Origin of the sequence: Methanoplanus sp. FWC-SCC4 (assembly GCF_032878975.1) — an archaeon.
Lineage (GTDB): Archaea > Halobacteriota > Methanomicrobia > Methanomicrobiales > Methanomicrobiaceae > Methanochimaera > Methanochimaera problematica.
This window is the reverse complement of the sequence record NZ_CP043875.1, coordinates 852,532-876,873: the sequence shown is the minus strand read 5'-3', so window position 1 is coordinate 876,873 and position 24,342 is coordinate 852,532. Positions and strand designations below refer to the sequence as shown.

At 38.4% G+C, this 24,342-nt stretch carries 27 protein-coding genes and 1 tRNA gene; 7 read left to right on the top strand and 21 right to left on the bottom strand.

The annotated features are described in order from the left end of the window. Positions 1-308: 308 nt before the first annotated feature. Positions 309-518, top strand: coding sequence for a hypothetical protein (locus tag F1737_RS04555; RefSeq protein ID WP_317137592.1), 210 nt, complete (start codon positions 309-311; stop codon positions 516-518). An 18-nt stretch (positions 519-536) separates the two neighbouring features. Here F1737_RS04555 and F1737_RS04550 read toward each other — a convergent pair whose 3' ends face one another. After that, positions 537-1,340: a flavodoxin family protein gene (locus tag F1737_RS04550; RefSeq protein ID WP_317137591.1), complete on the bottom strand. Its 804-nt coding sequence runs from the start codon at positions 1,338-1,340 to the stop codon at positions 537-539. Between the two features lie 188 nt (positions 1,341-1,528). Between F1737_RS04550 and F1737_RS04545 the strand changes: the two genes are divergently transcribed. Beyond that, a complete protein-coding gene (locus tag F1737_RS04545) occupies positions 1,529-2,209 on the top strand; it encodes a hypothetical protein (RefSeq protein ID WP_317137590.1) in 681 nt (226 codons plus the stop codon). Positions 2,210-2,604: 395 nt separating this feature from the next. Then, the gene (locus tag F1737_RS04540) at positions 2,605-5,580 is read left to right on the top strand and encodes a response regulator (RefSeq protein ID WP_317137589.1); all 2,976 of its coding nucleotides are present in this window, start codon (positions 2,605-2,607) and stop codon (positions 5,578-5,580) included. 85 nt (positions 5,581-5,665) lie between these two features. Here F1737_RS04540 and F1737_RS04535 read toward each other — a convergent pair whose 3' ends face one another. Together F1737_RS04535 and F1737_RS04530 are read right to left on the bottom strand one after the other, a co-directional pair. Continuing rightward, positions 5,666-6,142 (bottom strand): GNAT family N-acetyltransferase, encoded by a 477-nt coding sequence (locus tag F1737_RS04535; protein ID WP_317137588.1) that lies wholly within the window; start codon positions 6,140-6,142, stop codon positions 5,666-5,668. 107 nt (positions 6,143-6,249) lie between these two features. Continuing rightward, on the bottom strand, positions 6,250-7,077 hold the full coding sequence (locus tag F1737_RS04530; protein ID WP_317137587.1) for a DUF4097 family beta strand repeat-containing protein: 828 nt from the start codon (positions 7,075-7,077) through the stop codon (positions 6,250-6,252). A 359-nt stretch (positions 7,078-7,436) separates the two neighbouring features. Between F1737_RS04530 and F1737_RS04520 the strand changes: the two genes are divergently transcribed. Together F1737_RS04520 and F1737_RS04515 are read left to right on the top strand one after the other, a co-directional pair. Continuing rightward, entirely contained in the window at positions 7,437-8,414 is a 978-nt protein-coding gene (locus tag F1737_RS04520) for a hypothetical protein (RefSeq protein WP_317137586.1), read from the top strand. A gap of 148 nt (positions 8,415-8,562) precedes the next feature. Beyond that, complete coding sequence (locus F1737_RS04515) at positions 8,563-9,015, top strand: hypothetical protein (protein ID WP_317137585.1); 453 nt, start codon at positions 8,563-8,565, stop codon at positions 9,013-9,015. A 113-nt stretch (positions 9,016-9,128) separates the two neighbouring features. On the opposite strand, the gene F1737_RS04510 is transcribed toward F1737_RS04515, so the two are convergent. From F1737_RS04510 to F1737_RS04490, 5 genes are all read right to left on the bottom strand, one after another. Next, positions 9,129-10,358: a U32 family peptidase gene (locus F1737_RS04510; protein ID WP_317137584.1), complete on the bottom strand. Its 1,230-nt coding sequence runs from the start codon at positions 10,356-10,358 to the stop codon at positions 9,129-9,131. Positions 10,359-10,612: 254 nt separating this feature from the next. Continuing rightward, complete coding sequence (locus F1737_RS04505) at positions 10,613-11,224, bottom strand: TolB family protein (RefSeq protein ID WP_317137583.1); 612 nt, start codon at positions 11,222-11,224, stop codon at positions 10,613-10,615. Between the two features lie 219 nt (positions 11,225-11,443). Next, positions 11,444-12,658, bottom strand: a complete 1,215-nt coding sequence (locus F1737_RS04500; RefSeq protein ID WP_317137582.1) for an MFS transporter — start codon at positions 12,656-12,658, stop codon at positions 11,444-11,446. A 176-nt stretch (positions 12,659-12,834) separates the two neighbouring features. Continuing rightward, positions 12,835-13,770, bottom strand: a complete 936-nt coding sequence (locus F1737_RS04495; RefSeq protein ID WP_317135806.1) for an IS5 family transposase — start codon at positions 13,768-13,770, stop codon at positions 12,835-12,837. A gap of 200 nt (positions 13,771-13,970) precedes the next feature. Then, positions 13,971-14,459: a MogA/MoaB family molybdenum cofactor biosynthesis protein gene (locus F1737_RS04490; protein ID WP_317137581.1), complete on the bottom strand. Its 489-nt coding sequence runs from the start codon at positions 14,457-14,459 to the stop codon at positions 13,971-13,973. 270 nt (positions 14,460-14,729) lie between these two features. Between F1737_RS04490 and F1737_RS04485 the strand changes: the two genes are divergently transcribed. Beyond that, the gene (locus F1737_RS04485; RefSeq protein WP_317137580.1) at positions 14,730-15,296 is read left to right on the top strand and encodes a hypothetical protein; all 567 of its coding nucleotides are present in this window, start codon (positions 14,730-14,732) and stop codon (positions 15,294-15,296) included. 138 nt (positions 15,297-15,434) lie between these two features. Further along, a tRNA-Arg gene (locus tag F1737_RS04480) sits at positions 15,435-15,506 on the top strand. Positions 15,507-15,765: 259 nt separating this feature from the next. Here F1737_RS04480 and dnaG read toward each other — a convergent pair. From dnaG to F1737_RS04415, 13 genes are all read right to left on the bottom strand, one after another. Beyond that, the gene (gene dnaG, locus F1737_RS04475) at positions 15,766-16,959 is read right to left on the bottom strand and encodes a DNA primase DnaG (RefSeq protein WP_317137579.1); all 1,194 of its coding nucleotides are present in this window, start codon (positions 16,957-16,959) and stop codon (positions 15,766-15,768) included. Positions 16,960-17,121: 162 nt separating this feature from the next. Further along, positions 17,122-17,436, bottom strand: a complete 315-nt coding sequence (locus tag F1737_RS04470) for a DUF167 family protein (protein ID WP_317137578.1) — start codon at positions 17,434-17,436, stop codon at positions 17,122-17,124. Positions 17,437-17,662: 226 nt separating this feature from the next. After that, the gene (gene pyrC, locus F1737_RS04465; protein ID WP_317137577.1) at positions 17,663-18,946 is read right to left on the bottom strand and encodes a dihydroorotase; all 1,284 of its coding nucleotides are present in this window, start codon (positions 18,944-18,946) and stop codon (positions 17,663-17,665) included. A gap of 75 nt (positions 18,947-19,021) precedes the next feature. Further along, complete coding sequence (gene hypE / locus F1737_RS04460; RefSeq protein WP_317137576.1) at positions 19,022-20,020, bottom strand: hydrogenase expression/formation protein HypE; 999 nt, start codon at positions 20,018-20,020, stop codon at positions 19,022-19,024. Continuing rightward, the gene (locus F1737_RS04455) at positions 20,020-20,358 is read right to left on the bottom strand and encodes a hydrogenase maturation nickel metallochaperone HypA/HybF (RefSeq protein ID WP_317137575.1); all 339 of its coding nucleotides are present in this window, start codon (positions 20,356-20,358) and stop codon (positions 20,020-20,022) included. Before F1737_RS04455 ends, hypE begins: the two co-directional genes overlap by 1 nt. 6 nt (positions 20,359-20,364) lie before the next feature. Continuing rightward, a complete protein-coding gene (locus tag F1737_RS04450) occupies positions 20,365-20,589 on the bottom strand; it encodes a HypC/HybG/HupF family hydrogenase formation chaperone (RefSeq protein ID WP_317137574.1) in 225 nt (74 codons plus the stop codon). Between the two features lie 177 nt (positions 20,590-20,766). Beyond that, positions 20,767-21,738, bottom strand: a complete 972-nt coding sequence (locus F1737_RS04445) for a P-loop NTPase family protein (RefSeq protein WP_317137573.1) — start codon at positions 21,736-21,738, stop codon at positions 20,767-20,769. Continuing rightward, positions 21,690-21,899 (bottom strand): hypothetical protein, encoded by a 210-nt coding sequence (locus tag F1737_RS04440; RefSeq protein WP_317137572.1) that lies wholly within the window; start codon positions 21,897-21,899, stop codon positions 21,690-21,692. Before F1737_RS04440 ends, F1737_RS04445 begins: the two co-directional genes overlap by 49 nt. Continuing rightward, on the bottom strand, positions 21,896-22,327 hold the full coding sequence (locus F1737_RS04435; RefSeq protein WP_317137571.1) for a hypothetical protein: 432 nt from the start codon (positions 22,325-22,327) through the stop codon (positions 21,896-21,898). Before F1737_RS04435 ends, F1737_RS04440 begins: the two co-directional genes overlap by 4 nt. A 1-nt stretch (position 22,328) precedes the next feature. Beyond that, complete coding sequence (locus tag F1737_RS04430; RefSeq protein WP_317137570.1) at positions 22,329-22,745, bottom strand: hypothetical protein; 417 nt, start codon at positions 22,743-22,745, stop codon at positions 22,329-22,331. 5 nt (positions 22,746-22,750) lie between these two features. Next, positions 22,751-23,302 carry a hypothetical protein gene (locus tag F1737_RS04425; protein WP_317137569.1) on the bottom strand — a complete coding sequence of 184 codons (552 nt, stop codon included), beginning with the start codon at positions 23,300-23,302 and terminating at the stop codon, positions 22,751-22,753. After that, positions 23,268-23,441 carry a hypothetical protein gene (locus F1737_RS04420; protein WP_317137568.1) on the bottom strand — a complete coding sequence of 58 codons (174 nt, stop codon included), beginning with the start codon at positions 23,439-23,441 and terminating at the stop codon, positions 23,268-23,270. The genes F1737_RS04425 and F1737_RS04420 overlap by 35 nt, the downstream gene beginning before the upstream one ends. A gap of 11 nt (positions 23,442-23,452) precedes the next feature. Next, positions 23,453-24,340, bottom strand: a complete 888-nt coding sequence (locus F1737_RS04415) for a hypothetical protein (RefSeq protein WP_317137567.1) — start codon at positions 24,338-24,340, stop codon at positions 23,453-23,455. Between the last annotated feature and the right edge of the window lie 2 nt (positions 24,341-24,342).

Here is a 24,342-nt window from a genome sequence, read left to right as displayed (position 1 = left end):
TTAACCTCCCGTTCGAAGCCTCACCGACAGCATTAGAATATGAGGCTTTTGGCCTCTTTTTAAGTCTTTAGAGCATATTTATACAGTTTATCATAGCTTTTAAGTCTATAAATATATCATTCGCTTAAACAAGTTTTAGTTCACAGAATAGACGTAGTTCATACAGTCAAAATCTGCGTGATTTTTCTTTATTTTTGATCCTCATTTTTACCTTGCGGAACTGATGTGTCTAAAAACCTTAATGAAGCATTTCATGAACTGATAATTATCGAGCACGACCCTGGCCTCTATGAAAATGCAACAGATATATGCAGAAGAGATTGGAAAAAGGTACAAAGAAATCTCCCCCTGATGCGACAATTATTTATTTCTGGCCTTTTCCGGATATCATAACCAGAAAATACATGGAAAAATCAGCAGACAGAATTACTTTAATTAAAAATCTGAAGATTAAAAAAAGACAGTTTAAGACACCCTGGTTTCTTTCAGGCCAGACCGCCAAAAGAGTATTCATTTGAGAATTTTCTGATTAATATTCAATATTGGAACTCACCATCTGCAATGAGTTTACGTATCTGATGACGCACATAAATCTCCATTACAGACCCTAAAATATTGTATATCGGATTTATCGGGACATCAACAAAATATTTCGTTCTTTTATCAAACCAGCCATTTCCCTTCCAGTATTCATAATCTCTCGGGGATATCCCGCCCAACTCCTCAAATGAACCACGTGCGCCACGAAAATAGAGTACGTCATATAAGGAGGGTGATTTATGTTCCTTTCTTTGCAGAGCAAGTTGAAATTTATCAGCCGCCTCCTTTAGTTTCTTCTCGTTTTCCAGAACCAGTGATTTTGGAATATGAATGCCGGCGGGAGTCATAAGGCCAATCTGATTAACCACATCAAATCCCCAAACACTGGCAACGAGATCCATATATTTGAGAACTTCCTTTTGTCCAATTCCACCGGCAGTTGTAATAAGAAGAGCTTTTTTATCAAAGAAACAGGGGCGATGAAATATATATGAGAAACGGTCAACGAACATTTTGAACAATCCGGAGACATTCATGCCATAAACAGGGGAAGCAAAAATAACCCCGTCAGCGTCATGCATCTGCTGCTCTATTGAAGTGGCATCATCTTTTATCGGGCAGTATTCCTCACCTTTTAAAAAGCAGGTGTAACAACCCAGACAATGGGAAAGATTGACATCCGCAAGCATAAGATACTGAAACTCCGCATTTTCAATGGATTTAAAATGCTCTTCAATCTGTTTCACCGCATTGTAGGTATTACCTTTTCTGTGACTACCCATAATAACAAGAATTTTCATTAGACACCCTCGGATTATTTGTTTTTTCAGGAACGAAAAATCTTTTCCTGGCAAATGTGAACCTAACTATAACAGGTATAAAAATAAAAAATCCTGAAATTCCGGTAAATATATCATATGAAATTTTTTAAAATTCAAAACGTAATATTCAACGAATATTTTTTATTTTGTCTAAACGATCTTAGTGCATGAGTGTGGCAGACGAAGCAATCAAAAAGGCAGTGGACCTCGGCGCCACAGTGGCTGGTTTTGTTCCTGCAAAAAAATTGAAAAACTGTCCTTCTGCATTAAGTGCAGGTCCACAGGGATTTCAAAACTTCACCGGCTCAATAATGGTACTTGGCCTCTATCATGATCCCGACTGCCCGGAGATGGATTTGTGGGAGGAAGGACGAAGCACCAAGGGAGATCGAATGCTGCATCGTATGACAAAAGAATTGTGCAGGTGGCTAAAAGATGTGCATGGAATTGACGCACATGATATCCCCTATCAGGTTCATAATGCAGGCATATATCTAAAGGATGCAGCTATATTAGCCGGATTAGGATGTATTGGCAAAAACAACCTGGTAATCGTCCGGGGATATGGTCCGAAAATAAGGTTCAGAGCACTATGGGCTGATCTCAAGACCCCTGAGCCTTCGATCCAACAACAACCCAATTTTTGCGATGTATGCAGTGCCCCCTGCCATGTAAATTGTCCAATGAATGCATTCTTCGACGGTAAATATCACCGTGAAAAATGCCTCAAAAGAATAGATGTGAACAAAAAAACAGCTTACAAAAATTCTTTGGAAACAGGAAGTAAAAAACAAATAGACCATTGCCGAATCTGCGAACTTGTCTGCCCCGGAGGGCAGAAGGAGTAAATAAAGGATTTTGAATTTGAATAATCACGGGTTTGGCAGGAATGCATTATCTAAATGTATGAAAATGCCCAACTTTACATAATTTTTCCCCCTTAAACATCAGTCAACATCGCAAAACCTTTTTTCTAAAAATTTAGACAGTCATTGCATTATTATAGTAAGGAAAATCCAAATTTAAAGGATACATATATTTATACTTCGGCGGAGAATCCAGAAAATTCTAAAGGAAATAATATTTTATCAGATAAGCCAGATATTTCAATAATCTTCATTGTTCATTTATATGAAAGAATTTTTATTTCAGAAAATACGCAATTTGCCACATATTTATGCATGTCAATATAGCAAATTATTTAGATAAACAAAAGCCAAACATAATTTATCTGGGATGGGACATGAAAGGGGAAAATCCGGAAGAATCCACAATATCAGTCTTATATGTAGATGACGAACCAATGCTTCTTGATATTGGAAAAATCTACATTGAAAAATCAGGCAATTTTAATGTAACGAAAGCACAAAACGCTAATGCAGGGATTGATCTGTTAAAGGACAAATCCTTTGACTGCATAATCTCCGATTACCAGATGCCCGGAATGGACGGGATAGAATTTTTAAAGCAAATAAGAAATAAAGGCAACAATACACCCTTTATCATCTTCACAGGTAAGGGACGTGAAGAAATAGTAATTGAGGCAATAAACAACGGTGCTGATTTTTATGTCCAGAAAGGGGGTGAGCCTAAATCCCAGTTTACAGAACTTCTGCACAAAATCAGGCATGCAGTTTCAGCCAGAAAATCCGGGGAAGAATTAATAAAATCCGAAAAAAAGTATAAATATCTCGTTGAAAATTCCCCAAATTTTATATTCAGTTATGATTTGGACAACCGGTTCAAATCAGCAAATAGTGCATTATGTGAATTTCTGGGATTGTCTGAAGAGGAGATTATTGGCAAAAATTACGAGGAGCTTGATTTTCCGGAAAAAACATACAATTATCTATACAAACTTCATGAAAGGGTTTATGAAACAGCAGATGTTGTAAAGGCAGAGAATACAATAAAAATGCCAGGTGGAGAGATCCATTATTATAATATTATTTTAATTCCGGTCTTTGATCAAAAGGGTTTTGTTACGGGAATAATGGGCAACAGTACAGACATTACCGACAAAGTCAATTCTGAAAAGGATCTAATTGAGAAGAACCATAAACTGCTTCTGCTAAATGAGGATCTATCGGCAGCAGAAGAAGAGATTAGACAGCAATTTGAAGAAATTGCAAAATCACAGCATTTTCTCATTGAAACAAACCAGTATATGGATGCACTTTTCAACAATTCAGCATCCCTTGTCCTTGTATGGGACAATAATTTCAGGGTCACCAAGGTAAACAAAGCTGTTGAAGAGATGACCGGAATTTCAGGCAAAATTTCAAAAGGACTCCCACTTGATGATATAATAACTCCTGATAAAAAAGATGAACTTACTGAAAAATTAATGCATTTAAGTTCAAAAGACCATATCAGAGGATTTGAAACCAAGATTAAAAACCTTTCAGGAGAGATCAGAACTGTCCAGTGGGATATTGCCAGGATCTATGATTATGCCGGCAAACAGATCTCAACAACCGCACAGGGTCAGGACATTACAAAAAATATTGAATACCATAACCGGCTTTTAGAGAAAAACAAAAAACTCCTCCTTGCAAATGAAGAAATTGCTGCAGCAGAGGAAGAGCTTCGCCAGCAGATGGACGAGATTGCCATATCACAGAGAATTATCAGTAAATCTGAAAGGAGGATATCTGATTTTCTGAATCTTCTTCCTGATCCGACATTTGCAATTGACAGGTCTGGAGATATAATCGTCTGGAACGCTGCAATGGCAGAGACTTACGGTCACTCTGCTGAAGAAATGATTGGAAAGGGCAATCACGAATACTCAAAACTCATGTATGGTCATTATCGCCCGACCCTTGTTGACATGCTCCTGAATTATGATGAAAATCTCATTACTGAGAATTACAAATCCTGTTCTTTCAAAAACGGAAAACTGGAAGGATATGTTTCATACAAAAACGTCAACGGGCAAATTGTAACACTCTGGGGCATTGCAACACTCCTCTACAATGAAGACGGCGAAGTTGAGGGGGCAATAGAAACATTCAGAGATGTAACAGATATTGAAAAGAACAGAAAAGAGCTTGAGAAAACAAATGAAGAACTTTCAGCGGCAGAAGAAGAGATAAGACAGCAGTTTGATGAGATTGCAACCGCCCAACACACCCTGATTGAAACAAACCAGTATCTGGAAAAACTCTTCAACAACTCCGCATCTCTCGTCCTTGTCCTGGACAATGATCTGAGGATAACAAAGGCAAACGAAGCGTTTGAGAAGCTGACTGGGATATTGGAAAAAGACCTGATAAACATCTGTCTTTATGATCTAATATCCGGGGATAAAAAGGAGGAAATTCTCTTAAAAATAAATGAGACAAAGAAAATGAAAAAGATTACCGGCTTTGAAATAGCAATTAGATCAGCTTCAGGAGAGGAAAGAAGAATTCTTTGGGATATTGCACAGATCTTTGATTATTCAGGGAAGCATATTGCAACTACCTGGCAGGGGCATGACATAACAGACATCCTGGAATACCAAAACCGGATTCTTGAGATAAATGAGAAGCTCAATATAGCAAATGAAAAGCTTGCAGCGGCAGAAGGGGAACTCCGGCAGGCACACCACCAGTTAAAGCTCATAACAGGCATCACAAGGCATGATATCCTCAACAGCATCATGGCCGCCGAGGGTTATCTTGACCTGATAAATTGTTCTGATGATTCAGAACGGGATGATTACCTAAATAAGCTAAATGATGTAATCCAGAAGATTCAAATGCAGATCGAGTTCACAAGAGAATATGAAACACCCGGTTCACATGCACCTGCCTGGCAGGATTTAACTGATATTTTGTATGATCTGGATTCCAAAGCAGGAGTCCCTATTCAAACCAGTGCCTGCAAAGTAGAAATATTTGCAGACCATATGCTGAAGAAAGTTTTTGAAAGCCTCCTTGACAATACACTGCGCCACGGAGGAGACAATCTCTCAGGGATAGAGGTAAACTGCATGCAGGCTGACAAAGGAGAGCTCCGGATTATATGGGAAGACAACGGCCCAGGTATCATAGATGCCGATAAAGAAAAGATATTCGAACAGGGGTATGGGAAAAACACAGGGCTTGGATTATTCCTTGTCCGTGAGGCCCTGAAGATATCAGGCATAAAAATACATGAAGCCGGCATTTATGGCAAAGGAGCACGGTTTATTATGACCGTGCCACAGGGAAGATACCATATCATCCAATAATCTTATGGGGACAGCATGTAAAAAAATCATCACTAAATTTTTTGATATTAAAATCTAAAAAATGGTATTTTGTCCTTTTCTTTAATCAGAACTTATCTTCATTAAACCTGTAAAGGTACCAGTCCTGCCTTTTAGCGCCACTTTTCTCATAAAATTCAATTGAAGGTTTGTTCCATGTAAGAACAGTCCAGTCCATCCTTCCACATCCTCTTTTTGCAGCCTCGCTGCGGCAAAAATCAAAGAGTTTTCGTCCTATTCCTTTTTTTCGGCATTCCTCAAGGACAAAGAGATCTTCAAGATAAAGGGTGGACTTTGCGAGAAACGTCGAATAGGTAAAATAAAACGTAATATATCCTGCCGGGACACCATTTACAACAGCCAGATATGCTTCATATTTTGGATTTTCTGAGAATGCATCCTTTTGAAGGCGGCATTTTTCATCGTTACCGGGAGGAGTTAATTTTTCGTATACGGCAAGTTTTTCAATGAGGGATGTAAAAACCGGAAAGTTTTCCTCTGTTAATTTTTCGATTGTAATTTCTTCCATCTGCATTATCCTCATATTATTTACCACCCCTTCAAAAAAGATCTTTTGATTAATTTATCAGAAACTGAAAATTTTTTTCAGATTTATTTTGGGAGAAAATCTATAATTGCAAAAATAAAGAATTATTCATTAACCAACATGCTGTTAATATTCACATTTCCATTTGTATTCTCTATCAAAATCTTACTCCCCCCATCTCCTAATACTCCTTCCATGTGAGTTTCTTCCGTCTTCGTGAAATTTATTGCAATATTTTCCACAGAGATTATTCCATTCATTGTTTTCATCTCAATATCAGCATTGAGTGACGGAATTATATAAGCAGTAATTTTTCCATTGATGCATTTTATATTGACATCACCCTTAATATCAAATATCTCAACAATAATATTTCCATTGGAAACCTCCAGATTGCCAATACCCTTTGTTTCCTCGACATTTATATTGCCATTGACCACATGTGCTTTCACATATCCATTGACGTTTTTCATTGTTACCACTCCATTTGAACATGATGCAAAAGTGTCCCCTTTGGTACCTGAAATCCTTATCTCTCCGTTTGATATTTCAACGAAATCAACCACAGCATTATTGGGAACTTTGATATCCATATCAACAGAAACCCTTGGAGGGATGACAGTCAGGGATTTTGTTTTAATCGTTATCTCATTGTCACTTTTTATAGAAGTTATTTCAACTTTTTTCAGTTCATCCTCCCCGTAAAGAGTGCTTTTAATGGCGTTCAATGTGATTGTATCACCCTCCCAGCCATTGATTGAAATCTGGCCATTAATATTGTCAACTTTCAATACAGTATTGTCATCTGCTTCATATTCATCATCGAATTGCTCGGTCACTTCAGGTTCCGGGGCAATATCTGTACATCCCGAAAAGGCAACGGCAAGAAATACTGCCAAAAACAAAGATACAAAAAAAATTCTTTTCATCATGATCTTCCTTACCACCTGAGATATGACTAATAATATATTAAATATCCAGAAGATGTCCGGCCATCATGCAACTTTTGAACCTCATTTGGTTATGCAGAAATTGTAATATTTGTTGGCGACTGATAAACATTCGGAACAATTTCCCACCATGAAGATAACTTATCACAGTCTGGAAAATCATTTTAATCCCTTATTTCAGCAATGAGAGTTGTTACCCCTACTTCTCAAATGCCTGTCTCTCCAAACATATATATCAGATAAAATTGCTCTACATTAATTAAAAGGAGAATATTATGTTTTCAAAATATAATTTGACATTTGGATATGCTCATAAAGTATCCGGAGTTCTATTGATCTTAATGCTCTTTGCAGGACCTGTGATGGCTCTGGAATCCGGAGTTATGGTAAATTCAGATAAAGAGATTGTTGCAAAGGGAGACAAAATCACGATATCAGGAAGTGCTCCCGGTTCAGATGATGTGTCATTTTGGTTATTTGGGCCTGACTATCAGACCCGGATGACACTGCACCCGGAAATGGATACAGAATTTTCCTGGGAATTTATTCCTGATGGTGCCAACGATACCTTCATCTTTACTCCTGATGAAAGCAGAATGATTGTCATCTCTCCCAACGATCGTTCGTACACACTTCAAAGTGGGCAATATTACTTTATTTTACAGACAAAGGGTGATGACAAAAAATTTGACATTAAGAGCACATATTCCGGTGGCATTCTGGAGATAATATCATTAAAAGACAATCGCAGTAAATTAATGACATACTGTGCAGGTTGTCCAGCTGGTTCTGAGGCTGCAGACGCCCTTATCGGATTACTTGATGCACCTGAGGTTGATGATCAATATGCAAAACTATCATTCCTGGTAGAGGAACCATGGGCCAGAATCAATGAGATTCCAGATATATCCACAGGGGATGCCCTGAAGATCACAGGCACGACCAACCTTGCGCCAGGCAACGAATTTATAATCCAGATCTTATCCTCATCCAATACTCCAGATAAAAGCCAGGAGGAACAACAGACCGGTGAATTAAAGCGTGTTTCTGATGTTGTTAGTGTGATTGAGGGGAAACAGTACAATACCTGGTCCTATGAGGCTGATATCAGTACATTTGTACCTGGCAAATACCTTATAGTAATTAACCGGGATGGTTATGATTCCCATCTTGCATGGTCCACCTTCGATATTGTGCCAAATATCGAGACTACAGAAACTTCCGGTGTAACCGAGCCTACACAATCCGGGATCACCCCCCTGCCTTTCTTTGGTGCTCTGATTCTTCTGAGTATTGTTCTCACAGGCAGGAGAGAGTAAAAATGTGTTAATCAGAAATCTGATATCTCCAATTATTTTCCACTCTGTCGAAACCCAACTTCTATGAGGTCTGAGCATCAGATTCATCTAAATCACCGCACTGAAACAGACTGGTGGGAAGAAGCAAGAAGCACTCCGGGGGGATCGAATGCTGCGCCGTATAACAAAAGAATTGGCCGGATGGCTAAAAGAGGTGCATGGGATTGATCCACATGATATCCCCTATCAGATTAATGATGGCGGCATCTACCTGAAAGATGCCGCAGTAATGACAGGTCTTGGAGTCATCGGCAAAAACAACCTGTTAATCGTTCCTTTTTATGGTCCAAGAATAAGGTTTAGGGCATTGTGGATTGATCTTGAGCCTCCTGAACCTTCTACCTCGCAAAAACCTCTTTTTTGTGAGGAATGTAATTCTCCCTGCCATATCAAATGTCCTATGAATGCATTCTTCGACGGGAAATATCACCGTGAAAAGTGTATGGAAAGAATGAATGGGAACAAAAAAAGAGCTTCTAAGAATTCTTTGGAAACAGGAATTAGCAGGCCGGTTGACCACTGCCGTATCTGCGAACTTGTTTGTCCCGGCATTCGGAAATGATAATCCTCCAGTCCTAACGGTGGGATTTCACTGATAAAACATATGTGTTATTCTGACCGGATTTGACGCCCCATTTATCCAGAAAAAAATTAAAAAATAATAATTTTCCGGTTTTAATTCTTTTTTTGTTTCTCATTATCCTTTATCCTGAATAACTTATCTTTTGGCCTGACGATAAATGGTATTTTTATTCCACATCTTTCACCCTTCCCTGCGGATTCTACAGACTGATGATTAATTTGTATTTCATTTATTACAGTATTCCGGGCAGGAGTAGTTTTTCCATATACTAATATTTTATCTCCGATTTTTAAACTGCCGGCACGAATTAAGAATTCCGCAACCTGTATTTTTTTATAATATGTTACAACTTCCCCGCAATATATTTTGGATTCTCTGGCGTCAGGACCTCTGCTAATCCAGTCTTTCTCCAGACCTTTGTAAAAGCCCTGTGAGAATCCCCGGTTATAGGCTTTTCCGAGTTCTCTTTTTAGTTCGCCAACAAGCCGGGAACTATATTCCCCGGACTCTATAGCATTCAAAACCTTTCTGTAACAGGACACAGTAGTTTTTACATATTCAGGAGGTCTGATCCTCCCTTCAATTTTAAAAGAGCTAATACCTGCCTCAATCAGTTCGGGAAGTATTTCAATTGAGCATAAATCTTTTGGGCTGAGAACAAAATTGTGTCCAAGAATATATGAATTATCCTCTTCTTCAACATCAGTTATTCTGTAAAGTCTCCGGCAGGGTTGTAAACACTGGCCCCTGTTTGCGGATTTACCGAATGTATCGGCAGAGAGAAAACACCTGCCCGACATACTTACACACATAGCGCCATGAGTGAAAGTTTCAATCTCACAGTTTAATCCTTCATATTCAGCCTGTCTGCTGATTTCAGAAATATCCGATAATGAACATTCTCTTGCGAGAATTATTCTGTCAGCACCTAAATCCGAATAAAATTTGAATGCCTGATAATTTGATACACTGGCCTGAGTTGAGATATGTATTGGTATTCCTGCTTTTTTTGCAATATTTAATACTGCCATATCCCAGCAGATTATTGCATCCACTCCAGCAGTTTTGGCAGCCAGGATAACTTTTTCTAATTTTTCCAATTCTTTATTGTAATAAATCGTATTAAGTGTAAGATACCCTTTTTTATTGTTTTCATGCAGATAACGCATAACAACAGGAAGCTCATTAATCTCAAAATTCCCGGCATTATCCCGCATGTTCATATTTTTTATTCCAAAATATACAGCATCTGCACCATTTTCAACAGCCGTTTTTAAACAGGACCAGTCCCCGGCAGGTGCCAGTAGTTCAATTTTTTTCATCCTGTCTGATTATTTTGACTTTGTCGGATTAAAACCATTTATTATTGACAATTATAGATCTTATTGAAAATCCAAGGATACCTGAATCATTATTGAAGATATTAATGTCTGAATTCTTCAATATCAAAGCTCAAAAAAGACAAATCTGAAAAGAATGGACCTGCATAAGAAATGTCAGGACAGCTATTTAGAACCGTTAAAGGCCGAATATGTTTTTCATGAAAATAATCACTCAAAAATTGGGTTATTTTATCTTATATGCTGATTTTAAATTCAAAATCAGATCTCATATCATATCTGAAAATCTCATATTTTCCATTTCTGTCATCAACCCATATAATAAAGTCCTCTGAGATTGCGGGGTTTATCTGATTTGAGGGATCACTGGTTATTCTTTTTTCAAAATTATTTGGAATCGAATACCTGTATATATCCCAGTTACCATTTCTGTCATCCATCCAGACAATATAATCACCATCAATTGCAGGATTTATCTGATTTGAGGGATCATATGTGACCCTTGACTCAATATTGCCGGGGATGTAATATTTGTATATGTCCCAGTTGCCATTTCTGTCATCCATCCAGACAATATAATCACCATTTATTGCAGGGTTTATCTGATTACCTGCATTATTACTTACTTTAGACTTCAAAGCACTGTAAATATTATATTTATATATTTCAAAATTTCCGGAAAAATCTCCTGAAAATACCATATTTTCATCAAAAATCCGGGGATTCAACCCTATTTTTTCAGTTGATAATTCATCATTTAAAGAGCCATTTGTAAATGGTGCAAAAAAAATTAAACCAGCAACTGAAACTGAAAGAAAAATAAAAATTCCATAATACTTTATATCCATAATTTACACCTCTTTTGAAAACCGGAGATATTAAAGAAGATATTGTATAGAAAAAGAAAGGAATTTATAATTTTGAAATTCCTGTTCTTTTGAAATGCTGCCGGAAATCTATGGATCTTTTTTACCGGTAATTCTGAAAGCACATAATAGATATTTTGATATTTATAATTATTCGCCACAAATACTCAGGAATTAAAAATAATAATTAAATAAATATTATCATGACCGTTTCTTTAAAACATATATCATCCTGATAAAAACAATAACTGCCAGCATCTGTAAGATAACAACAAACCACATAACATGAAATACCGAGATATCATAAAGAACGCCAATTGCAAAACTTCCAAGCAGCCAGGAAGTCCCAAAGACCGCATTCAGGATGCCATATACGGTACCTCTCATAGAGATATTGCTAAAATCCGCAATTGTTGCTTTAAGAGTGGTATTTATCATCCCAATCTGTATACCCCATAAAATCATCCCTGTAAAAAAACCGCTTTCCATTCCAAAAAAAATATTGTAGGCGATAATAATATTTAAAACCGGAAAAACACCTACTATTGCAACTCCTTTTCTGTCATAGACTCTTCCGGAAATAAGTGCAATAATACTTGTCATTATCATTGCGAGACTGTAATAAAGAGGAATTCTGGTGTATTCAACAATACCTGTTAGTGCCATGTGATATGATATTATTGGAAAACTTGCAAAACCCGCCATTATCAAAAAAAGATAAACTGCATAAGGAATGAAAAAATCATAATAATCTTTTTGAATATGGGATTTTTCAATGGATTCATATTCTTCAGGGCGTGGGGCAAGTCTGTGAACAAATAATAAGGCCAAAAGCATAATAACCAGAGGAATTGTCAGATATGCAAATCCTGCCTCATAATTCCCGGTCATCTCAAGCATAAAAACCATAAAAACAGGACCGATTACAGGCCCTATCTGATCAAGGGACTTGTGAATTCCAAAACCCCACCCACGCCCTGTTGTATCGGTTGCATAAGAAAGGATTGTATCACGTGAAGGTGCACGAATGGCTTTTCCAACCCTTTCACTAATCAGAAATACCGCTGCCAATTCCCATGTTCGCGTAAAAAAAAGCAAAGGGATTGTAAATAAAAGTCCATAGCCTATTGCAAAAGTCTGCCAGAATTTTCTTTTCTGATCAAGGTAATATCCGCTTATTATCCTAAGGCCATATGCTGAAAATTCCCCGAGACCCGTTACAAGTCCCACTATTGCACCACTGGCACCAAGGGTCAGAAGAAAAGGCCCCATTACACTTCGGGTTGCATCCGAAACAAAACTTCCAAAAAGGCTTATAATCCCAAGCAAAAAAATCAGCTTTAAGGCAGAAATATTTTTATCACAATGATTTTTATTATCCTGGCATTCAGGGGAAGTATCAATTCCGGAGGACATAACCTGATCCGGAATCATGAACTTTATATTTTAAACATCTTTTGGATAAAAAATTATAGAGAATTACTATAATCCCAATTTTTACTGAATCAATAAGATCAAAGGTTTGTTCTTCCGATTTATTTTTTCATTTCTTTGAATATTTCTTTCAATTTCAGATAGCTATCGCTCTTTGATCAATGTCCATAAATTGTTCTCATTTGATAGAGATTAAAACAAAATGCTGAAAACATATTTTTCACCCGCACTCTTTTCAAATCGGTTACTTTTACACTGCCTGATCCAAAAACTGATTTAATCACAGCAAATGGTCTTTCCCCTTTGGATCTTTTCCTGCTGATTCTATTATTACGAAGTTTGTCTCTGATACCTATTGGATGGTCTCTTGCTCCTCTCAACATTGTGGCATTGTATCCTTTGCATTCAGCTCCCTGATAGCCTCTGTCCCGGTAAACAACTTCATCAATATCAGATAAATCAATCTGACTGTCGTGTAGAGATGCAGTAGTAGTACAAATCCTTCGAATCAGATCATAATCACTGTCAATAATTACGTGCAGCTTATATCCAAAGTAAGATTTCCCTCCTTTCTTTGTCCATGTACCGTCCTTACTTCTTCTGGTCTTTGCTTCTTTTCCTCTTGGAGTATCAACTCTTGTATGTCCGGGATCTGAGTGAATAAATGTTGCATCCTGAATCATACCTTTTCTAATTGAAAGACCTTTAAGATCCAGTTGTCGCTGTAATTCATTCCAAATTAGAGAATCTTTTCCGGATTTGGATAGTCTTTCACGAAAAAGCCAGATAGTAGAACGATCAGGTATCTTTAAGGGATAACCCAAAAATTGTCTGAAAGAAATCCTGTCATTAGCCTGTCTTTCAAGTTCAGGATCAGAGAGACCGTGCCATTGCTGAAGGACGAGCATCTTAATCATCAGAACCTCATCCAGATTTGGACGGCCTCCAATTTCAGTTTGGTTTGTATATAGTTCTTTGATGATAGGGCGGAATTGTTCCCAGTCAATCATCTTTTCAACTTCACCCAATCGATCTCCCAATTCAGCAATATGCTCATATTCACTTTTTATTGCAAAATTAGTGAAATTACTCATGAATTAAAGATCGATCTGGGAAAATAAAGTACTTGTGGTTGAGGGGGGTTTATAGAAATCCTCTATAGTTAATTCTTCAGGATTTTTTATGAAGATCAATATTTGTGAGAAAAACGGATTTTGACATTCCGGATTACAATCAAATCGTAAAACCGGACTGAATAAATGTTGAGATTATAATAATTAAAGATTTTTTTTATTTATTTACCTGCATGAGTCAGAATATGCCTGATTTCAGGAATAATAATATCTTTTAGTGCCATAGTTACAGCACCTGTTGAACCGGGGATACAAAATACTGCTTTTTTGTCAATTACACCACCAACAGCACGTGACAATAGAGCACGTGTTCCTATATCCTCATAACTTTTCAGTCTGAACAACTCTCCAAAGCCATCTATTTTCTTATCAAGAATGGGGGAAATTGCTTCAATTGTACAGTCGTCATGTGTAAGCCCTGTGCCTCCGCTTAAAATGACACAGTTTGCACTCAAAAGGGCTTCTTTACAAACAAGCTGAATTTTTTCCAAGTCATCAGGAATTACCTTATAAAAAACAACAGGTAAATTTGCATTTTCAAGCAATTTTATTATCTTTTTACCGCTAATATCGCTATTTTCATCACGGGAAGTTGATACTGTAATTACTGCACAGTTTATTATTATATCTTCAATGTGAGTTGGATCCATCTATCATCATATTTACAGAGTAAGATAAAAACCATTCTGATTTTCTTCTGACTTTTTTAAAGGCTGAAATATACATTTCATAAATAAAATCATGCTTAAAGAATATTTCTTCAACCGGTATTTTCAATAAAATCATTTCATCTGACCAAAAAAACGGGAAGGATAAATATAGATTAACATAATAAATGCTTCATCATGAAATATTTTAAAAAAGGTTTCATTATTACAATATTTTTACTTTTAACTGTCCTAACCGCAGGCTGCGCAAAAATGCCTGACGAACCTCTCCCACCAGTACCTGTAACTGATTCGGGCCCGGGCAGCACACCTGTACCGACAAAACCTATAGTAACATATTCAACTCCAATACCTACACAAACACCTGAAGAAAAACCTACTTATTCAGTACCGCCCCCCGAAACAGATCCAAAATCCAATTATAGGATAGTGTATTCCGAAAAAACCACATATAATTACAATGTAATTCCTTTTGACTACAAACTTCAATATCCGCCTATGATAGTGGAATATTCGGCAACTGTTCCAACAGTAACTGACAAAAAAACAGGTACAAGTGAATACGGATCCAAAGAAGAATATTCAATCAATGTGGTAAGACCAAACCCTCGTGCAAATTTCAAAATCACTGTTTATAATAAAGAAAATGATGAAGAGGTATATGTTGAAAACATCGAAAAATTCTCTGAAGAAAAAATAAAAGGGAGTTTCAAAATATATTCCGCAGGCGACTATCATATTGAACTAACCGGGAATATTGCAACTGTAACCACCACGATAAAAGTTCCTCCGGAAAATATTATTGAAGTCAATGCGTGAATAAACGATAAAATACTATTTTTAAAACTGAAAACTGATGCAAACAGATTCTATGCCATAACAAATTAGGAATATTTATATGTACGCAGAATCAATCTATGTAGGCGCAGGAACAGCACAGAAAATTGCTGATTTGCTGTCCCGGTAGGGTAGTGGATATCCTAGAAGCCTGCGGAGCTTTTGACCCGGGTTCAAGTCCCGGCCGGGGCGTATGACGGGAATTTTTTTCCCAATTTTTTTGTTATTTTTTAATTAAAAAGCACTAATTTCAGATTATAATAAATTTCAGGAATTTTTAACAAAACTCGATTAGAAATTATATGTATTAATTTTTTATCACCAGTATTATTGAAATTTTGAAAAAAAATTCTGCAGGACTTAAAATATAACCCGCATAAAGACCTGCAGCCAGAGGCAAAAAAATAAAATGCCTGAAAGGCATTTTGTTTAATGAAGCTCTGAATTAAAATCAGGGAATTTTTAGAAGTTTTACTGATACGGGCTTTTTGATAATTCCCTTAAAATCAGGAGCGGCAATATAATCAAGTTCCTGCAATGCAATCTGATCCAAAAGAACCTGATCAACACTCCTGTCCGTTAAAACCCCTGCAACATTATCCGGTTTCTTTTTCAGAGCCGCTTCAATTTCATCTGAAGGATATTCATTCAATATTTCATAGTCTTCTGATAAAAATCTGGAAATGTGCTTTTCCTGAGCTTCCTTCATCTGTTCGGCAAGGGATTTATCATATAAAGGAATACTGGAATGATCTTTTAGTTCATGATTGTCATATTTTTCCTTTATCGTATCACGGCTATAAGTTCCCAAATCAACAGAGCCGTCGTTATTAGTTATGAACTCAACCGGAACCTTATTTCTCAGGGGCTTTATTATCTCCTTTCTGGATATATCCTCCACACTTCTGCCACGGGGACAAACAGCCACATAATCAATATCAGCTATCTGGAGCAGTTCGCTCAGAATTAAATCCCCTCCACGGTCACCATCAAGAAAAGCAGTGGCAGTCTTGGTTTTGCAAAGATCAACTATTGTCTGGGGAACATTTGTTCCTTCAACGGCAACTGCGTTTTTAATACCATATCTTAAAAGGTTGATAACATCAGCCCTCCCCTCAACAATAATGATTGCATCCGAATCAATTACATTAGGACCTGCAGGGAGATTTTCCACCCCAATTTCAATAATTTTTTCAATGCGTGAATATTCACGGACTGAATCTATTATTTCATTTGTATTGATGATCCCTTCTTCAAATGATTCCAAAAGCAACTCTTTGGCCCGATCTACAATCTTCTTCCTTTTTGAAATTCTGATATCTTCAATTTTTTCAACGTGAAACCTTGAAGTACAGGGACCGACTCTTTCAATCGTTTCAAGCGATGCTGCCAGAAGGGCGGTTTCAGCTCTGTCAATCGAAGAGAAAATCAGTATTTCACCAAAAGTATCTCCCTTTTTACTGACGGTTTTTACGTCAATCCTGCCAATCCTCCCGGAACGCTGAAGATCCCTGAGATCAAGATCTTCTCCGAGCAGCCCTTCTGTCTGCCCGAATATTGCACCGACAACATCGGACTTTTCGACCACCCCTTCTGCCTCAAATGTAAGATAAATCTGATATTTTGTAGTATCTGGTGAATACAATGATAATTCCTCCTAAATTGTGATAATATAACATGAATTGTAAACATACCTAATTTTACAGACATATGCCAAATGACTAATAGTAGCTATAATTATTTAAATTAATTTAAAGAGATAGAACGAAGAAAAAATTTATCATAATAAAACGGATAAAAATTCAAATCAAAGCGATTTTAATAGGATTTCAACAGCATTCTTTTTTGAGATCCCTTTGACATAAACACGCTTGGATGATGAGGTTGTTCCCGAAATTATCGAAACATCATTGTTATGAACAGAAAAATAAGAAGCTACGGCTGAAATAATCATTTTATTGGCTTTACCTTCAACAGGAGGAGCTTTTATTTTGCATGAAACCGCTGATCTCCAGCAATTGTAACCAGCAGGAAATATCGTCTTCTTACTTCCGGCAGAAACATCAAGACTGATCAGGATTCCATCTTCGTAATCCATAACGGCATCATCAAACTCTGCCATACTGTTCACCGAAATAAATTAAATATTAAAATGTCAAAAGGATGTCGCCCGGCATTAACAAACATGGATCACAAGAGGCATTTCGCCTGTCTTCACCTGTTATACCCAAAAAGCCGGGCGTTCAATTTGCCTGTTCCGCATCCGGGTTGTCCCTAAGATCATATCCAGACCTATGCCATTTGATCACCCGGGGACCTATATGATGCGCAAAAATATCGGCACTATATTATTTGGAGTTATAGGGTATATATCCATCTCCAAAGATCCACTGACCAGAACCCTTTACAAATTCCCCCATATTGAATACAATTTCTCCGTTAATAATCATAATCTCAGGAAATACAGCTTTCATACCCTCATAGGGTGTCCAGCCGGCCTTACTATGAAGCATTTCAGCCTGTATTCTCTCACATCTTCGCGGATACAGAGCAAAATCCGCACGGCACCCTGTTTCATATCCGGCAGAAGGAATTCCAAGAATTTTTGCAGGGTTGATTACGGTTTTTTCAATTAAAGAATTCAGATTGATTCTTTTCTCAAATACATGAGGGATAAACAAAGGAATCATTGTTTCAGCACCGGGCATTCCGGACGGTACTTTTGAAAAGTCACCCGTTTTTTCAGACAAAAGATGAGGTGCATGATCCGATGCTATCACATCAATCATATCCCACATTTTCCATAAATCCTTCCTGCACCCCTCATGCCTCAAAGGGGGATTGACTTTTCCTTTGCCATCCATTTGATCAAACATCTCAATTGATAAAAAAAGATGATGTGGCATAACCTCACAGGTAGTATTTGGTATCCCTGAAACGAATTTTACTGATTCAGGAGTTGACAAATGGCAGAAATGAAGTCTTAAATTCAAAGGAGCCATATCCCTCACAGCCTTTAGGGCAGCTGCTTCACCGGTTTCGGATCTTAATTCAGAATGATCATTGAGGGAATTATCATTTCCTTTTGCAACACTTTCTGCATGAACGGTTGCAAGTCCGCCGACATTTAAAATTTTCAAAAAATATTTTTTTAACTCATCAGGACCGATTGCCGAGCCGTAACTGGACTCTGCCGCAAATATTTCCCCAAAGGCCAGTGCACCTGATTCGTACATCCCTTTTACATCACAGCCGGAAAAAATCCCACCGTTAATCCCATAATTACACAGAGACTGTGATTTGGCTTCTAAAAGCCTTTCTGCAAAAGTTTCACGGGACAATACGGGAGGAATGGTATTCGGCTGGTCTACAACCGTTGCAACCCCTCCCGCTATGGCGCTTTTTGTTCCGGTCTCCCACGTTTCCTTATAGGACTGTTCCTTTCCACCCCTCATATGGACATGCATATCAACTCCGCCCGGAAGACAAAGGTAATCAAAGCAGTCAATTACCCGGTCTGATGGTAAACCACTCCCTATATGGATTACACGTCCGCCGGCAATTGAAATATCAGCAATACGACCGTTTGGAATCCTTACATTTTTTAAAACAAGATTGCAGTCAGGAACCATAAAAATCACATATCCAAAATTATTGTTAAGTATTATTTCAGGTATTATTAAAAATAAGGTTTAGATTATTAAATATCAGCATACCCGGGGCACAGGATCGCCGACAGGTGCTTCAATAAATCTTTCTCCACCAATAGAGGTTTCCATGACAACTGATTTCCCCTCAACCACCCGCCCGATGATTGCTGCATCTTTTCCATATTTGTGGCTGCGTATTGCTGAGAGGACAGATTCTGCATCCTCAGCCCTTACTCCCATTACAACTTTTCCTTCATTTGCAACATCAAGGGGATTTATTCCGAGAAGTTCTGATGCACTCCTTACATTCTGCCTTATTGGAAGAGCCTCTTCTTCTATTCTGACCTGAACACCTGACTTCTCAGCCATTTCATTTATTGCATTTGAAAAGCCACCACGGGTTGGATCCTTCATTGCATGAATTTCACCGGCATTCATGGCCTTTTCAACAAGCCCCCATACAGGTGCCACATCAGACATAATCTGTTCACCAAGATCAAATCCTTCACGGGCAGTCATTACAGCAAGTCCGTGATCTCCTATAGTACCACTGACGATAATTACATCACCCACCAAAAGACCGCTATCGCGAACAGGCTTTTCCACAATGCCTATTCCGGCAGTGTTGATTACAATTCCGTCAATAGCACCCTTTTCGAGCACCTTGGTGTCACCGGTGACAATCGATGCACCGCATTCGCCAAGTGCTTCGTCCATCGAGGATACAATTTTTTCAAGAACTTCAATATCAAAGCCTTCCTCGATTATCATTGCACAGGAAAGGGCAACAGGCCTGCCCCCCATCATTGCAAGATCATTTGCCGTTCCACAGACGGATATTCTGCCTATGTCTCCGCCGGGGAAAAAAAGCGGCCGTACCACATGTGAATCGGTTGTAAAAACAATATTTTTATCTTCAAAAGGAATTACAGCACCATCATCAAGTGATTCAAGACCAATTCCGCCGGCATTATTATTTTTATACCTGGTCAGCGTCTGACCGAGAAGTTCTGCAAATACGGCGCCCCCTGCACCATGCATCATATTTACTTTCATTAGTCATCTACCTCAATCTCAATATTCGTAACCATTACTTCCCTTCCTTCAATAATTTCCGGAAGTAAGCCACAATCAGGGCATGCAAAACGCTCACTGCCCTCATAGCCACATTTGCATTTTGTTTTAACAGAAACGGACCTGTATTCAAGTTCACAACCGCTAAAAAGAGGATCTTCTTCGCACATGGTGTCAAACAAAAAAACAACCTGCTCGGGATTTATCATCGTCATCTCGCCAACATCCATGTACACTTTTTTTACAATTGTTGCCGAGTTCTCCAAAGCCGTCCTTTTGGCAGTTGCAAAAATATCATATGCGATAGAATATTCATGCATCCCGCATTACTCCTCCATTGCCTCGTAAACTTCTTTAAAAACCTGAAGCGTCTGGAGTGCTTCATCACGGGATAGTTTTTGGATCGCAAAACCTACGTGAACCAAAACATATTCACCAACTTCTACATCGACCAGATCAATGCGCACCTCCTGTTTGAGGTCGCCGTAATCGACGACAGCTATATTGCCATCCTTAATCTCCAGCACTTCTGCCGGAATTGCAATGCACATATTTTAAAGTCCCTCCTTATTTTAATCTGTGAGACCACTGATAAAATTTTGTTTTAGAACCTAAAAAGCTTTCAGAAATAGAAAAAACATTATATTTGAAATAACTTTTTTGTAAAAGAATTAAAAACGCCGAGAAGGAGATTCCGGACAAATGGTCTAAAAACCGATGAATTATTTTTATTTTAATTTATCTTTTTCAGTGTGCGCATAAATCCCATCGTATTCAACACTTCCGAGATCCGGAGGGATCTTATAAAACAGGCATCTGAAAGGACCTAAATGATCCCCTTCCGGGATAACGAGATAAGCCTGATATGTTTTCATTTTCTTCCACCGGGGATTAAACCGGGCAAGATCCGGAGCATCCCCTGTGAAGAGCGTTCTTCTCCTCGGAACCAGCCATTCAAAAGAAAGCCTCACCGATTTGTATAACTGCGTCCACTGGTGAGTTGATGCAACAAACCTTACCCCGGTGCTTCTTAGCTTCTGAAGATTCTTTTTGAACTGGTTATTGGTCTTCTTCTGTATTGCAGCTGCCTTTCGATCCTCATAGATCCCGTGACCCTGAGAAGGACAGACATTATGAAATTCATCATAAAATATTGCCATAGGTCGCCACAACCAACCCCGGTTAGCAAGCCATATCAGCCTTTCAAATACCTTTGCAAGTACTGAGGCATGTATTACATCATTCAGGATGAAGGGATCAAATGAAACAATATTAAGCCTGTCCGGTTTGCAGTATTTCCAGATCATTTCCGGATTGTCTACATGAACATATTCAACGTCATATTCTCTTTCGGAAACGATCCTGACATCACACCCGGTCATTGTTATTATCCGGACTGCTCCAAAGTAATACAGCAGAGTGAGGATCTCATTTCCGGACTCATTGGTTTTTGGATTATACTGAGCCTTTCCGATATCAAACCAGACAATAGCTTCATTGGGTGCATGCTCCCGGAACATATCAACAAGCCAGAAAAGAAAATTGGTTTTGCCGGTTCCGGTGGAACCCAGTTCCAAAAGATGCTGGCCCGGCCTTTTGACAAAGGATCTGATGAAGTATTTTATGATTCCTTCAGCATTTTCAGAATCATCTATGCATGACTGAAGATCGTCATCAGTTTGAAAAACAACTGTTTCCATCCGTAAACACTCCCGAATCCTATAATTAACCCTAACAGGAATACTGAAAATAAAGAGAGATTCAGGAACCAGTAAGGGCAGTAAAACGAATTTGCAGAAATTACAATCAGGTCTGCATTCCCTGAATTTACCAAAGCCTCAACAGGTGAGATTATTTTCATAAGTTCCCTCCGTTCATCCGGGCATGAGCTGCACCGGGAAGCTGAATTTCTTTTAGCTGTTCTTTATCCAGAAGATTGAATTCCTCAATTATGCTTTTGATTTCGGTTAAAATTGAATCATAAGCGGATTCATAAACCCCCATTTTTCCATAAATGTATTGTGAATTTTCCATTGAGGGCTGATATCCGGTCCGGAGAATACAAAAATCAGATTTGAGTATTTCAATCCTTTTCTCCATTTCTATGACATCAGGAGATTCTTTTTCACGCTTCATCCCGTTCTTTTTTGCCTCGATGTCTGTCAGGATCTCACTTATGATATTCATACGGACGTGGAGAGAATGCCCGGAGGACTCTACAAGTCTGATTAATGAATATACCAGATGCCAGGACATAGGAGATGTTGCAGGAATATTTTTCCGGGACAATTCAGTCTTTCCTCCAGAACATTATACGATCCATGATGCCGGTTTTTTCCTGTTCTACTGTTCCGGGAGATGCATAATAGGTATGAGGCTGGATCTGTCCGTTAATTTGACCCACAAGGGCCTTGATATATTCATCAGTACCCTTTCTGTCCAGGGCAACCCTGTTACGCTTCAGAAGCTGGAAGAAGATCATAACCCCGTCAAGCTTAATTACATCCGAATTATGAAGGCTTTCCAGAATTCCAAATTCAATTGCTTCATCATCTGATAGTTCAGTGAATGTATTGTCAGGATCTCTTCCGAGAACCTGAACCATGTCAAGCCTTCTTAGAAGGGGATCATAGGCAGTTGCATCTTCCCGTATTTTTTCCCTGATTCCTTCCGGAAGGTTTGACTGAGTGAGTGCAGCACCTGACATTTATATCATGCTCCGGCTGCCATTCCCTGACCTATTAGAACACCTAAAAGAAGGCATGCAGCACCAACCAGTAACAGCATTGCAATTGCAGGCTGACGGTTCAGGGCATTTGCTAACATGGTTTTGCTGGTCAGTGTTCCCATAAGTTCAGGGTCAGTTGTCATATGAATGACTGTTTCATCAAGTTCTATCCGGGCAGGCCTTCCGGTATCTTCATCAAAGACATAGAGCTGGTTTCCGTCTTCGTCATAGATCGGAGTGGCTGACCAGCCATCTTTGGGATCGATTTCAATAGTTCTTTTCAGGTGCTCTGCCTGAAGAGGTGCTCCGGTTTCTTCATTGAAAAGATATGCAGGTCTTCCTTTGAGATCAAAGAGCGGTCTTAATCTCATAGGTCCGTAAACCCGATCTTTTGCAACGTCCCTTACAAAATCCCCTTCCTTAAGAAGTGTCGGGAATTTATACTGACCTCCGTTTTTTCCTATGAGCAGGCATCTGACCTGTTCCGTTCTTCTGAAATATTTAAGCGGATTCCATGACTGATTTTTCCATGCCATTCTTTTTCCTCCTGATTATGTTTTTTTCTGTAAGCTGTTCCCGTGCGGCTTTATTGGCCTCTTCCGGCGTTGAACCGAGACCTTTTGCGACTCTGGTTCCCAGGTATTTGTATTCGGTTTTCCAGTCTTTTTCACCCATTTTTTTACCTCTTAGAAAATTTTGATTGCATCAATGATTTTGTGGAATATCGAGATGATGACGTTAATAAATCCGATAATTGCTTCAAATAGCGCTTTGTTGTATCGAATCAGCTTTTTGCAAAATGAAAAGATATCACGACTGTTTGCAGCTGCATAAGCCATGCATACGGATTCATAAAGGACTATGATTGAAAGAAAGTGATCAATGAACAGGAATTTGAATATTGCAATTATCTGGAAGAGTATTCCACCGGCATTTGCTACAAATTCAAAGAGTCTTCCCATCCAGGATAATACATTGAAGTCTTCGTCTTTGATCTCTTTTTGAACTTCTCCAAATTCGGCATATTTGATATCAACCCTGATTTTATCGGAGCTGGTGATCTCAATTTTTGTTACCGGGAAGTTTCCGAGATCCGGAACTGAGGAGAAGACAGAGTTTGCATATCCGGAAACGGTGTTTCCGATCCATACATCAGTGATTAAAAGTCCGATTTCATTTGAATCCAGATCTTTTACATATGCTGCAAGGAAGATTTTATCCAGATAGTTTTCAAGTCCTGACCATGATTTAGATTCATTTCCAAGGGCGAGAGTATATTCACCGGTAGAATCCAGTACTCCGGATCTGGTGTAAAGGATCTGTCCGGGGATTACATTTCCATTAAGCTGATGAAATTTCAGGTCAATGGTTCCGGGCTGAATTCCTGAAAGCGTAACTTCTGCAATTGCTGAATGCTTTTCAGCTGCATCAAACTCTATTGTGTTTATGTCACTGAATGAGATTGTTTCTCCATTGACAGACCAGACTTCAAGTGAAGTGTAATTACCTGCAGCTGCAGGCTGAAATATTGCAAGCGCTAAAAGCAGTGAGAGAAGGAGATAGTATTTTTTCAATC